Here is an 11,670-nt window from a genome sequence, read left to right as displayed (position 1 = left end):
GAAAATCCGCTGACGTTAGTACCGATCAGCATTCGACTATATGAAAGTGTTTCGCTGAGTCCGGCGACGGCCAGTCAATGGCCTCGGATAGCTCATAAGCGGGCACGCAAGAAGGTGCCTTGGGCTGATCGTCGTGAGAGGAATCAGTGGGTGTGCTCGTCAGTAGCCTTGAAAGGCTCGTCAGAAAAGACGTGCACCGCTGGCAAAAGAGCCAGGTCTGACGCTGTGAAGCAGGTTTGTCTCGGTCGCGTCTGCGGCTTTGACGGTGAAGCATCAAGCGTTGTCCGCAAATGCCATTAGCCCGGCTGAGGGCCGGGCTTGGCAGAAGCTTGCTACGATCGTCTGCGTATTAGTACAGACGAACGGCGCGGCGCTGTTCGCGCTGTACTTTCTTGGCGTGACGCTTAACAGCGGCTGCTGCTTTACGCTTACGCTCAGAAGTAGGCTTCTCGTAAAATTCGCGGCTACGAACTTCAGCCAGTACACCGGCTTTTTCGCAGGAGCGCTTGAAACGACGCAGAGCTACGTCGAAGGGTTCGTTCTCTTTAACTTTGACGGCTGGCATCCAGAGCTACCTTCATTCATTACCGGGGTCAACATCCTCGCGGCAAAAGAGCACTTGAAGACGTCGGTTTTTAAGGGTTGCGGATGTTAACCCCTCATCGCTCGGAATGCAAAGCCTCTGATCGAAAACCGCTGGTCGGGGCATCACGCGACGACTATTATGCGCGCCTTCGAATTCAGCCTCTACAAGGCGCAAACCCATGCTAGTACTGGGATTAGAAACCTCTTGCGACGAAACCGGTGTCGCACTTTACGACAGTGAACGCGGGTTGTTGGCCGATGCGCTGTTCAGTCAGATCGACCTGCATCGCGCCTATGGCGGCGTTGTGCCGGAGCTGGCTTCGCGCGATCACGTCAAACGCATGCTGCCCTTGATCCGTCAGGTGCTGGCGGAGGCCGACTGCGTGCCGACCGAGATCGATGCCATCGCTTATACCGCCGGCCCCGGCCTGGTCGGAGCCTTGCTGGTAGGGGCTTCCTGCGCGCAGGCGCTGGCCTTTGCCTGGGGTATCCCGGCGCTGGGCGTGCACCACATGGAAGGTCACTTGCTGGCGCCGATGCTGGAGCCGCAGCCACCGGAGTTCCCGTTCGTCGCTTTGTTGGTCTCGGGCGGTCATACACAGCTGGTTCAGGTCGACGGGATCGGTCAGTACACGCTCTTGGGCGAGACCCTCGATGATGCCGCCGGCGAAGCGTTCGACAAAACTGCAAAAATGATGGGCCTCAATTATCCGGGGGGGCCGGAGATCGCTCGTCTGGCGGCGCAAGGCGTTGACGGACGTTTCGTCTTCCCGCGTCCGATGTGTGATCGTCCGGGCCTGGCGTTTAGCTTCAGCGGTTTGAAAACCTTCGCCTTGAACACCTGGCAGCAATGCGTCAGCGCCGGGGACGACGGCGAGCAAGCCCGTTGCGACATCTCGCTGGCGTTCCAGCAGGCCGTGGTGGAGACTTTGACCATCAAGTGCAAGCGTGCCCTGAAACAGGCCGGCATGAAGCGTCTGGTGATCGCTGGCGGCGTCAGCGCCAACAAGGCGTTGCGCACGTCACTGGAAAAAATGCTCGGCGACATGAAGGGCGATGTGTTTTATGCCCGTCCGGAGTTCTGCACCGACAACGGTGCGATGATTGCGTTTGCCGGCTGCCAGCGCTTGCAGGCTGGTCAGCACGAAAGCCTGGCGATCAGCGTGCAGGCGCGTTGGCCGATGGAGCAGCTGTCGGCGCTGTGATGAGCGGTGCTCACGTGTGGCATTTAAAAATGCCGTTCGCGCCCGGCAAACAGGTCGCGTAGATTGCCGCGATGACGCCAGACGATCAGCCCCGTGAGCGCGCTCATGGGCAGCAGTGCCGCCGGCTCTTGCCAGGCGAGCAGCGGCAGGGTCAGGGGTGTGGCAATCAGGGCGGCGAGTGAGCTGGTGCGGGTCAGGTAGAACGTCAACAGCCAGGCGCAGACTGCCAGCAGCGCAGCGGGTGGATAGAGCCCCAGCAGCATGCCGGCCGCGGTGGCGACACCTTTGCCGCCGCGAAAACGGAAGTACAGTGGGAACAGATGACCGATGACGGCGAAGACGCCGATCCAGGCTTGTTCCTGTAGTGAAAGGCCCATTGCACCTGCGACCAGCACTGGCAGCAGGCCTTTGCAGAGGTCGCCGAGCAAGGTCAGGACGGCGAGTTTTTTGCCGGCCAGACGCAACATGTTGGTGGCACCGGCATTGCCCGAGCCACTCATTCGCGGATCGGGGTTACCGGTCAGGCGGCTGAGCAAAATGGCGAAGGACAGAGAGCCGAGCAGGTAGGCGAAAATCGCCAGTGACCAAAACATGCTAACTATTCCGGGCGAGGACGCCCTGATTCTAACGGCGCATTGCGCCCTTGTCGTGCAGCGGAGAGAAGTGCTTGGACAGAGTGTTTATCGAGGGCCTGGAAGTCGACACCGTGATTGGTGCCTACGACTGGGAACGAGGCATCCGACAGTGTCTGCGACTTGATCTGAGCTTCGCCTGGGACAATCGTCCGGCCGCCGCCGGTGATGACCTGACCCTGGCGCTTGACTACGCGAGCGTTTCGTCACGCATCCAGGCTTTTGCCGAGCAGGCGCAGTTCCAGCTGGTCGAGACCTTTGCCGAACGTCTGGCTGAAGTGCTGATGAGTGAATTCAAGATCACCTGGATGCACCTCAGGCTGACCAAGCCAGGTGCCGTTCCGGCGGCCAAGGGCGTGGGCGTGGAGATCGAGCGCGGATGTCGCTGACTCAGGTGTATCTCGGGCTCGGTAGCAATATCGAGCGCGAATCCCATTTGCAGGCTGGCCTGGACGCCCTGGCGGGTTTCCTGGTGGATATGCGCTGCTCGGCGGTGTTCGAAAGCCAGCCGGTGGGGATCAAGAGCGGGCCGTTTTTCAACTTTGTGGTCTCGGCCTATACCGATCTGCCGCTGATGGAACTGGATCGACGGCTGAAATTCATCGAAGCGGATAACGGCCGCTACGCGCCGGACCGCAAGGGCTTGCCGCTGGATATCGACGTGCTGCTGTTCGGCGATCTGGTGGGTAATTTCGATGGTTTGGTCTTGCCGCGGGCAGAGATTCTGAAAAACGCCTTCGTGTTGTGGCCGTTGTCGCTGATTGCGCCGGACAGAGTGCATCCGGGTGTAGGCAAAAGCTTTGCGACCTTGTGGAGCGAGGCGCGGATCGATCAGGTGTTGGCGCCGGTGGCTTTTGAGTGGCGCGGTGAGCAGTTGACCCCCTCCGATATGCTGTAAAGCAAAAGATCGCAGCCTTCGGCAGCTCCTACGTCGAACCGGTTCACCCCGCGACATCGCGAGTGTATGCCAGGCCCTGTAGGAGCTGCCGCAGGCTGCGATCTTTTGCCCTTGCTTACGCTTGTTCTTTGTAAGCCTTCAACGCCTTGAGCCGCTCGCGCTTGATCGCCTCGCCCAGCTCCGGTCCCTTGAATCCCTTCTCCAGCAACGGCTGAACCGCCACGCTTCGCGCTGCAGTCGCCGCTCCGCGCAAATAATCCGCCTGTGGATAACTTCGCTGTTCCAGGCCTTTGCGCCCTCGAGCGTCCATCTCGCACGCCGCAATAAACTCCTCAAAGCGCTGAGGTCGACGGTAGACGTCGAAACTCTGCAGCAACTCCAGCAAGGTCGACGGTTTCAGCTCCAGAGCTCGGTGGCCATGGGTGTGATACTCGCCCACCAGCAGTGCCAATTCCTGACAATCCTTCGGTGCCTTGAAGCGCTCGTTGACTGCTTTGATCAGCTTCAGGCCTTTGTGCTCGTGAGCGATGTGGCGAGGCCATTCCTCCTCGGGCGTCAGTCCTTTGCCCAAGTCATGCAGCAGGCAGGCCCAGCGTACGGTCAGCGGTTGTTTGTGCTGTGCCGCTTGCTCCAGCACGCTCAGGGTATGCACGCCTGTGTCTATTTCCGGGTGATGGGCTTCGGGTTGCGGTACACCGAACAGGGCATCGACTTCCGGCATCAGCACTTTGAGCGCACCGCACTCGCGCAGCACCTGGATGAACACCTGGGGTTGGTCTTCCATCAGCGCGCGGGCGATTTCTTTCCAGCTGCGTTCCGCGGTCAGTGCCTCCAGTTCACCCGATTCGCTGAGTTGCCGCATCAGCGCCAGTGTCTCGGGGGCGACGGTGAAACCCAGCCCTGCATAACGCGCGGCGAAGCGGGCAACGCGCAGAACGCGGAGCGGATCTTCGGTGAACGCGGGGGAAACGTGACGAAGCAGGCGAGCCTCGAGATCCCGCTGGCCATGGTAGGGGTCGGTCAGGTTCTGCTGATCGTCTTCGGCCATGGCGTTGATCGTCAGGTCACGACGTATCAGGTCTTCTTCGAGCGTGACTTCGGGGCTGGCGTGAAAGGTGAAGCCGCCGTAACCGCGCCCGCTTTTGCGCTCGGTGCGGGCGAGGGCGTATTCCTCACCGCTTTTGGGGTGAAGAAACACCGGAAAATCCGCACCCACCGGGCGAAAGCCCTTGGCGAGCATTTCTTCGGTGGTGGCGCCTACCACGACCCAGTCGATATCGGTGACAGGCCTGCCCAGCAGGCGATCGCGTACCGCACCACCGACTTTATAAATCTGCATAAAAAACCTCCGTTAGCCCGACAGAATAACCTTTGCGTCGAACTTCCGGAGGCCGAAACAGGATCAAAGATGAATGACAGCCAGGTCTAGCCGGCCGTAGTCCCCCTCGCCGTGTTCGCTTCTGGGTGGAACATGGTGGGTTTTCACCACCTGATCCCCTTGCAGGGTTTCCAGGTGAATGTCGAAGCCCCACAGCCGGTGCAGGTGCTTGAGCACTTCCTCGGTGGAATCGCCCAGTGGCTTGCGGTCGTGCTGCTGGTGACGCAAGGTCAGCGAGCGGTCGCCGCGCCGGTCGATGCTATAGATCTGGATGTTGGGTTCACGATTGCCCAGATTGTATTGCGCCGCCAGGGTTTCGCGGATGGTTCGATAGCCCTCTTCATCGTGGATCGCCGGAACCAGCAGATCGTCCTTCTGATCGTCATCGAGAATGCTGAACAGCTTCAGGTCGCGGATTACCTTCGGTGACAGGTACTGCAGGATGAAGCTCTCGTCCTTGAAGCTGCTCATGGCGAATTTGATGCTGGACAGCCAGTCTGTGCCGGCGATTTCCGGGAACCAGCGGTAGTCCTCTTCGGTAGGCTGTTCGCATATCCGCCGGATATCGCGATACATGGCAAAACCGAGGGTGTAGGGGTTGATTCCGCTGTAGTAGGGGCTGTCGAAGCCCGGCTGGAACACCACGCTGGTATGGGACGTCAGGAACTCCATCATGAAGCCATCGGTGACCAGGCCTTCGTCATACAAGTCGTTCATCAAGGTGTAGTGCCAGAAGGTGGCCCAGCCTTCGTTCATCACCTGCGTCTGGCGCTGTGGATAAAAATACTGGGCGATCTTGCGCACGATCCGCACGATTTCACGTTGCCATGGCTCCAGCAGCGGGGCGTGTTTTTCGATGAAATACAGGATGTTTTCCTGGGGCTCGGCGGGGAAGCGTGCGTTGTCCTTGTCGCTGAATTTGTCCGCGCCTTTTGGAATGGTTCGCCACAAATCGTTGATCTGCTTTTGCAGATGTTCTTCCCGATCCTTCTGCCGACGGCGTTCTTCTTCGGCGGAAATCGGATAAGGGCGTTTGTAACGGTCGACCCCGTAATTCATCAGCGCATGGCAGGAATCGAGCAAGTCCTCTACCGCGTCGATACCGTGGCGTTCTTCGCACTGCATGATGTACTGCTTGGCGAACACCAGGTAATCGATGATCGAGCTGGCGTCGGTCCAGGTGCGGAACAGGTAATTACCCTTGAAGAAGCTGTTATGGCCATAGCAGGCGTGAGCCACCACCAGGGCCTGCATGCAGATGGTGTTTTCTTCCATCAGATAGGCGATGCAAGGGTCCGAGTTGATCACAATCTCGTAGGCCAGCCCCATCTGGCCGCGGCTGTAGGATTTTTCGGTACTTAGGAAGTGTTTGCCATAGGACCAATGGTGATAACCCAGGGGCATGCCCACAGAGGCGTAGGCGTCCATCATCTGTTCGGCAGTGATCACTTCGATCTGGTTGGGGTAGGTATCGAGCGCATAGCGGGCCGCAAGACGACTGATTTCGCGGTCGTAGGCCTGGATCAGCTCGAACGTCCATTCAGAGCCGGTGGAAATGGGTTGGCGCTTCTGCTCTTTGGCGGTCATGTCACTAACCTGCGCTGGAAGAGTTCACGGAAGACCGGATAGATATCCCCGGCCGAGACCAGTTGCTGCTGGGCAAAAGTGTCAGAGAAGGCTTCGGCGATGCGTTCGTACTCGAACCATAGGGCCTGGTGTTCGCGCGGGGTAATCTCTACATAAGTGTAGTACTGCACGAACGGCATGATCTGGTTGATCAGGATGTCGCGGCAGATCGGCGAGTCATCGTTCCAGTTGTCACCGTCGGACGCCTGGGCAGCATAGATATTCCACTCATTGCTTGGATAACGCTCGGCCATGATCTCCTGCATCAGTTTCAGGGCACTGGAGACGATGGTGCCGCCGGTTTCCCGGGAGTAGAAAAACTCCTCCTCATCCACTTCGCGGGCACTGGTGTGGTGGCGGATGAACACGACGTCGATTTTGTCGTAGTTCCGCTTGAGGAACAGGTACAGCAGGATGAAGAAGCGCTTGGCGATGTCCTTGGTCGCCTGGGTCATGGAGCCGGACACGTCCATCAGGCAGAACATCACTGCTTTGGAGCTCGGGTTCGGCTGTTTGATCAACAGGTTGTACTTGAGGTCAAAGGTGTCGAGAAATGGCACTCGGTGAATGCGCGCACTGAGTTTCTCGATTTCCGCTTCGAGTTCCTGGATGTCGCCGAAGTTGTCCGGCTCCTCCCGTCTAAGCCGGGCGAGTTCCTCTTTGACTTCGCGCAGTTTTGCCCGGCTGCTGCCGGACAGGGCGATTCGCCGGGCATGGGCCGAACGCAGCGTGCGGATAATGTTGATCCGTGACGGGTTGCCCTCGTTGCTGATGCCCGCGCGTACGGTCTTGAAGGTGTCGGTGCCAGTCAGGTGACGTTTGACCAGGTTAGGCAGTTCAAGGTCCTCGAACATGAATTCGAGGAATTCTTCCTGGGTGATCTGGAATACGAACTCGTCCATCCCTTCACCCGAGTTACCGGCCTTACCGGGGCCTCTGCCGCCGCCACCTCCGGGCGGACGGGCAATGTGCTCGCCGCTGGTGAACTCCTTGTTGCCCGGGTGCACGATGGTCTGCTTGCCGCCCCGGCCATGGTGAAGCACCGGCTCGTCGATGTCGCGGCCGGGAATGCTGATTTGCTCGCCGTGTTCCATATCGGTAATGGAACGCCGGCCTACCGCCTCTTCGACGGCCTTTTTGATGTGATCACGGTAGCGCCGCAGAAACCGCTGACGGTTTACCGTGCTCTTGTTCTTGCCATTGAGACGTCGGTCGATCACATAGCTCATGACTGCTCCTTAGAAGCTGTCCTGAAAGGGGCGAGCGGTTACGCAGCATCGACCTGTGCCGAGGGATGTTCACGCTCCCCCAAGCGCTTCTGGATGCTGCCTTAACCTCGTTACCGACTTTCGAACACCTCCCAGAGGTCTGTGTAACAGAAAAAGCGTACACAGGCCTCTGGCTAACGACAACCGGTCTGACCGGCAGCGGGTTACTGTGATTTTCTGACCCGCAAGTACCACTCGGACAGCAGTCGTACCTGTTTGTCGGTGTAACCCCGCTCCACCATCCGTGTGACGAAGTCGTTGTGTTTCTGCTGGTCCTCTTTGCTGGCCTTGGCATTGAAGCTGATGACCGGCAGCAGGTCCTCGGTGTTGGAGAACATTTTCTTCTCGATGACCACCCGCAGTTTTTCGTAGCTGAGCCAGGTTGGGTTCTTGCCGTTGTTGTTGGCACGGGCGCGCAGTACGAAGTTGACGATTTCGTTGCGGAAATCCTTCGGATTGCTGATGCCGGCCGGTTTCTCGATTTTCTCCAGTTCCTCGTTCAGGGCTACGCGGTTGAGGATCTCGCCGGTTTCCGGATCGCGGTATTCCTGATCCTGAATCCAGAAGTCGGCGTACAGCACATAGCGATCGAAGATGTTCTGGCCGTACTCGCTGTAAGACTCGAGGTAGGCAGTCTGGATCTCCTTGCCGATGAATTCGATGTAACGCGGCGCCAGGTACTCTTTCAGGAAGCGCAGATAGCGTTCGCGGGTCTCGGCCTGGAATTGTTCCTGTTCGATCTGCTGTTCCAGCACGTAGAGCAGATGCACCGGGTTGGCGGCGATTTCGTGCGGATCGAAGTTGAAGACCTTCGACAGGATCTTGAAGGCGAAGCGGGTCGACAGACCGTTCATGCCTTCGTCGACACCTGCTGCATCGCGGTATTCCTGGATCGACTTGGCCTTCGGATCGGTGTCCTTGAGGTTTTCGCCGTCATACACGCGCATCTTGGAGTAGATGTTGGAGTTTTCCGGCTCTTTAAGGCGCGAGAGCACGGTGAACTGAGCGAGCATTTTCAGCGTGTCGGGTGCGCAATGGGCTTTGGCCAGCGAGCTGTTGAACAGCAGCTTGTCGTAGATCTTCACCTCGTCGCTGACGCGCAGGCAATACGGCACTTTGACGATATAGATCCGGTCGATGAAGGCTTCGTTGTTCTTGTTGTTCCGGAAAGTGTGCCATTCCGATTCGTTGGAGTGGGCCAGCAGAATCCCGGTGAACGGAATTGCCCCCAAGCCTTCGGTGCTGTTGTAGTTGCCTTCCTGAGTGGCCGTCAGCAATGGGTGCAGCACCTTGATCGGTGCCTTGAACATTTCGACGAATTCCATCAGGCCCTGGTTGGCCCGGCACAGCGCGCCCGAATAGCTGTAGGCATCGGCGTCGTTCTGCGGGAACTCTTCCAGTTTGCGAATATCGACCTTGCCCACCAGTGCCGAGATGTCCTGGTTGTTTTCATCGCCCGGCTCGGTTTTCGCAACTGCAATCTGGTTGAGGATCGACGGGTAGAGTTTCACCACGCGGAACTGGCTGATGTCGCCGCCGAATTCGGCCAGGCGCTTGGTGGCCCATGGCGACATGATGGTGTTGAGGTAGCGCCGGGGAATGCCGAAGTCTTCCTCGAGGATCGCGCCATCTTCAGTGGCGTTGAACAGACCCAGGGGGGACTCGAAAACCGGCGAGCCCTTGATTGCGTAAAAGGGCACTTTCTCGATCAGCTGTTTGAGCTTTTCGGCCAAAGATGACTTACCGCCACCGACTGGGCCCAGCAGGTAGAGGATCTGTTTCTTTTCTTCCAGACCCTGAGCGGCATGGCGGAAATACGACACAATCTGGTCGATGCATTCTTCCATCCCGTGGAAGTCTTCAAAGGCCGGATAGCGGCGGATCACCTTGTTGGAAAAGATGCGCGACAGCCTCGAGTTGGTTGAGGTGTCGAGCAGTTCCGGTTCGCCGATGGCCAGCAAGAGACGCTCGGCCGCGGAAACGTAGGCGCTGCGGTCCTTTTTGCACAGTTCCAGATACTCTTGCAGCGAGAGTTCTTCCTGGCGCGTGGACTCGAAGCGTTGTTGGAAGTGGCTAAAGATACTCATGACGTCACCTCGCTCGATACGTGGAGCCGACGCCGGATCACTCAGTCGATGCTGGCAGCAACCGAACAGGCAGTTGCTGTTTACCCCCCAGAACTCTTCCGGAGCTGACTACTCCGAAAGCTACTCCCGATGACCCGTGCGCCGGTGTACCGGCTCTCCCCTGTTTTGGATGGCCTGCGCTTAAGGATAGTTGGGAATTTGGGAGGTAAAGGCAAGATACGTAATTAGTTGTGGCAGACCGTTCGTCTGTAATCGCGCGAGCCCACGGGGGCCGGGGCTTGCGCATTACAAAATAATTATTCGGAAGTGCCTTGCGCCGTTTCCGAAGGGTAGGTCGTACGCCACAGCTCAAAACCGCCGTCCATGCTGTAGACGTCGGAAAAGCCCTGGCTGATCAGATAAGCAGCTGCGCCCTGGCTGGAATTTCCGTGATAGCAGACCACTACCGTCGGCGCATCCAGATCGGCGCCCTGGATGAAAGCATGCAGAGAATGGTTATCCAGATGCTTCGAGCCTTTGATGTGCAGCGCGGCAAACGTTGCCGGGTCGCGGACATCGACCACCACCGCGCCTTGTTCGCGCAGGGCCTGGGCCTGTTCTGGGGGGATACGTTTGAATTCGCTCATGGCGGGCTCCTGTGGCTCGGCTGAAAGCGCAGTCTAGCGCGGGGCGCTGGCTGACGTTTGTTCGGGAATAGAGGTGGCGACTGCCGGTCGAACGTGGCCATGGGCGTCGCATTTGCATCGCAGGTGCTCGAAGGTGTCGACGTTCATCAGGGTCATGGCGCCACCCCAGACACAACCGGTGTCGAGGGCAAAGAGCCCGGGTTCGTTGCACTGGCCTTCGAGCGCCGCCCAATGGCCGAAGATGATCTTCAGGCCTTTGGTCTTGCGTTCCTTGTGCGCGAACCATGGCGCATAACCCGGCGGTGCGGTGTCGATGCCTTCCTTGCCCTTGAGGTCGAGTTTGCCGTCGCTGGTGCAGAAACGCATCCGGGTGAAATAGTTGGTGATGACTCGCAGGCGAGCCGCGCCTTTGAGGTCGTTGTCCCATTTCACCGGCTCGTTACCGTACATGCCGTCAAGGTAAGGCGCGAAGCGGTTGTCATCGCGCAGGGCTTCTTCGACTTCGGCGGAGCATTTCAAGGATTTGCGCAGCGACCATTGTGGGGGGATGCCGGCATGGACCAGGGCGATATCGCGTTGTTCGTCGTAGTGCATGAGCTTTTGCTGGCGAACCCACTCCAGCAGCTCCGCACGATCGGGTGCTTCAAGAATCTCGCGCAAGGTATCGGCTTTCTTCAGGCGCTCGATGTTTTGCCCGACGGCCAGCAAGTGCAGGTCATGGTTACCGAGTACGCACACCAGCGACTCGCGGATGCTATAGAGGAAGCGCAAGGTTTCCAGCGACTGTGGGCCACGGTTGATGAGATCACCCACCAGCCACAGACGGTCCCGTGCAGGGTCGAAGGCCACTTGCTTGAGCAGGCATTTGAGCGGTTCAAGGCAACCTTGCACATCACCGACGGCATACGTCGCCATTAGTGCAACGCTCCAGGTACCGCCAGGCGGAACGGCGCGATGATGGCGTCGAAGTGCTTACCGTCTTCGGCGAGCATCTGGTAGGTGCCCTGCATCGTGCCGACCTTGGACGTCATGACGGTGCCGCTGCTGTAAGTGTGGCTCTTGCCCACTTCGATCAACGGCTGCTGGCCGACGACGCCCGCACCGCGAACCTCCTCGACATGGCCGTCACCGTCGGTGATGACCCAATGCCGTGAAAGCAGCCTGGCGGGTAGCAGGCCATTGTTTTGCACGGTGATGGTGTAGGCGAAGGCAAAGCGGTCGTGCTCGGGTTGCGATTGTTCTGCCAGATAGCGGGTGACGACGCTGACGTCGACCTGATAACGAGGATCGGACATGCAAAAGGCCTTAGAAACGAAGCGGAACGCGGGGCGTAGCTGATAGAACTCAGTCTAGGCCAAGTATCGG

12 protein-coding genes are annotated in these 11,670 nt (G+C 58.6%); 3 read left to right on the top strand and 9 right to left on the bottom strand.

Going from position 1 to position 11,670, the window contains the following annotated elements; translation table 11 throughout:
• Window positions 1-349 precede the first annotated feature (349 nt).
• Window positions 350-565 carry a 30S ribosomal protein S21 gene (gene rpsU, locus ACCC96_RS20650; RefSeq protein WP_002551877.1) on the bottom strand — a complete coding sequence of 72 codons (216 nt, stop codon included), beginning with the start codon at window positions 563-565 and terminating at the stop codon, window positions 350-352.
• 199 nt (window positions 566-764) lie between these two features.
• Here rpsU and tsaD point away from each other — a divergent pair, with 199 nt between their 5' ends.
• The gene (gene tsaD, locus ACCC96_RS20645; RefSeq protein WP_019650330.1) at window positions 765-1,790 is read left to right on the top strand and encodes a tRNA (adenosine(37)-N6)-threonylcarbamoyltransferase complex transferase subunit TsaD; all 1,026 of its coding nucleotides are present in this window, start codon (window positions 765-767) and stop codon (window positions 1,788-1,790) included.
• Between the two features lie 23 nt (window positions 1,791-1,813).
• Here the strand turns inward: tsaD and plsY are convergent, their stop codons facing one another.
• Complete coding sequence (plsY, locus tag ACCC96_RS20640) at window positions 1,814-2,383, bottom strand: glycerol-3-phosphate 1-O-acyltransferase PlsY (protein WP_413696759.1); 570 nt, start codon at window positions 2,381-2,383, stop codon at window positions 1,814-1,816.
• Window positions 2,384-2,457: 74 nt separating this feature from the next.
• Here plsY and folB point away from each other — a divergent pair, with 74 nt between their 5' ends.
• Together folB and folK are read left to right on the top strand one after the other, a co-directional pair.
• On the top strand, window positions 2,458-2,811 hold the full coding sequence (gene folB, locus ACCC96_RS20635; RefSeq protein WP_019650332.1) for a dihydroneopterin aldolase: 354 nt from the start codon (window positions 2,458-2,460) through the stop codon (window positions 2,809-2,811).
• Window positions 2,802-3,320, top strand: a complete 519-nt coding sequence (gene folK, locus ACCC96_RS20630) for a 2-amino-4-hydroxy-6-hydroxymethyldihydropteridine diphosphokinase (protein WP_018928844.1) — start codon at window positions 2,802-2,804, stop codon at window positions 3,318-3,320. Before folB ends, folK begins: the two co-directional genes overlap by 10 nt.
• Before the next feature lie 115 nt (window positions 3,321-3,435).
• Here the strand turns inward: folK and ACCC96_RS20625 are convergent, their stop codons facing one another.
• The 7 genes from ACCC96_RS20625 to apaG form a co-directional block, all read right to left on the bottom strand.
• Window positions 3,436-4,659: a multifunctional CCA addition/repair protein gene (locus ACCC96_RS20625; protein ID WP_413696758.1), complete on the bottom strand. Its 1,224-nt coding sequence runs from the start codon at window positions 4,657-4,659 to the stop codon at window positions 3,436-3,438.
• 63 nt (window positions 4,660-4,722) lie between these two features.
• Window positions 4,723-6,285: a SpoVR family protein gene (locus ACCC96_RS20620; RefSeq protein ID WP_018928846.1), complete on the bottom strand. Its 1,563-nt coding sequence runs from the start codon at window positions 6,283-6,285 to the stop codon at window positions 4,723-4,725.
• Complete coding sequence (locus ACCC96_RS20615) at window positions 6,282-7,553, bottom strand: YeaH/YhbH family protein (RefSeq protein WP_018928847.1); 1,272 nt, start codon at window positions 7,551-7,553, stop codon at window positions 6,282-6,284. The genes ACCC96_RS20620 and ACCC96_RS20615 overlap by 4 nt, the downstream gene beginning before the upstream one ends.
• A gap of 203 nt (window positions 7,554-7,756) precedes the next feature.
• A complete protein-coding gene (locus ACCC96_RS20610) occupies window positions 7,757-9,679 on the bottom strand; it encodes a PrkA family serine protein kinase (RefSeq protein WP_007904259.1) in 1,923 nt (640 codons plus the stop codon).
• Window positions 9,680-9,975: 296 nt separating this feature from the next.
• Window positions 9,976-10,305 (bottom strand): thiosulfate sulfurtransferase GlpE, encoded by a 330-nt coding sequence (gene glpE, locus ACCC96_RS20605; RefSeq protein WP_258671327.1) that lies wholly within the window; start codon window positions 10,303-10,305, stop codon window positions 9,976-9,978.
• A 33-nt stretch (window positions 10,306-10,338) separates the two neighbouring features.
• Window positions 10,339-11,220, bottom strand: coding sequence for a symmetrical bis(5'-nucleosyl)-tetraphosphatase (locus ACCC96_RS20600; protein WP_413696757.1), 882 nt, complete (start codon window positions 11,218-11,220; stop codon window positions 10,339-10,341).
• Window positions 11,220-11,600, bottom strand: coding sequence for a Co2+/Mg2+ efflux protein ApaG (apaG, locus tag ACCC96_RS20595; RefSeq protein ID WP_258671324.1), 381 nt, complete (start codon window positions 11,598-11,600; stop codon window positions 11,220-11,222). Before apaG ends, ACCC96_RS20600 begins: the two co-directional genes overlap by 1 nt.
• Window positions 11,601-11,670: the final 70 nt, after the last annotated feature.

Origin of the sequence: Pseudomonas sp. Pseusp11, from assembly GCF_047304405.1 — a bacterium.
Taxonomy (GTDB): domain Bacteria; phylum Pseudomonadota; class Gammaproteobacteria; order Pseudomonadales; family Pseudomonadaceae; genus Aquipseudomonas.
Note: the sequence above shows the minus strand (reverse complement) of the source record. Positions and strands in the feature narration are given on the sequence as shown.

Bases quoted from the DNA above. Each gene is read 5' to 3' on its own strand.
- ACCC96_RS20610 (WP_007904259.1), bottom strand. From the start codon at position 9,679: ATGAGTATCTTTAGCCACTTCCAACAACGCTTCGAGTCCACGCGCCAG.
- ACCC96_RS20600 (WP_413696757.1), bottom strand. From the start codon at position 11,220: ATGGCGACGTATGCCGTCGGTGATGTGCAAGGTTGCCTTGAACCGCTC.
- tsaD (WP_019650330.1), top strand. From the start codon at position 765: ATGCTAGTACTGGGATTAGAAACCTCTTGCGACGAAACCGGTGTCGCA.
- ACCC96_RS20620 (WP_018928846.1), bottom strand. From the start codon at position 6,285: ATGACCGCCAAAGAGCAGAAGCGCCAACCCATTTCCACCGGCTCTGAA.
- ACCC96_RS20625 (WP_413696758.1), bottom strand. From the start codon at position 4,659: ATGCAGATTTATAAAGTCGGTGGTGCGGTACGCGATCGCCTGCTGGGC.
- glpE (WP_258671327.1), bottom strand. From the start codon at position 10,305: ATGAGCGAATTCAAACGTATCCCCCCAGAACAGGCCCAGGCCCTGCGC.
- rpsU (WP_002551877.1), bottom strand. From the start codon at position 565: ATGCCAGCCGTCAAAGTTAAAGAGAACGAACCCTTCGACGTAGCTCTG.
- apaG (WP_258671324.1), bottom strand. From the start codon at position 11,600: ATGTCCGATCCTCGTTATCAGGTCGACGTCAGCGTCGTCACCCGCTAT.
- folK (WP_018928844.1), top strand. From the start codon at position 2,802: ATGTCGCTGACTCAGGTGTATCTCGGGCTCGGTAGCAATATCGAGCGC.
- ACCC96_RS20615 (WP_018928847.1), bottom strand. From the start codon at position 7,553: ATGAGCTATGTGATCGACCGACGTCTCAATGGCAAGAACAAGAGCACG.
- plsY (WP_413696759.1), bottom strand. From the start codon at position 2,383: ATGTTTTGGTCACTGGCGATTTTCGCCTACCTGCTCGGCTCTCTGTCC.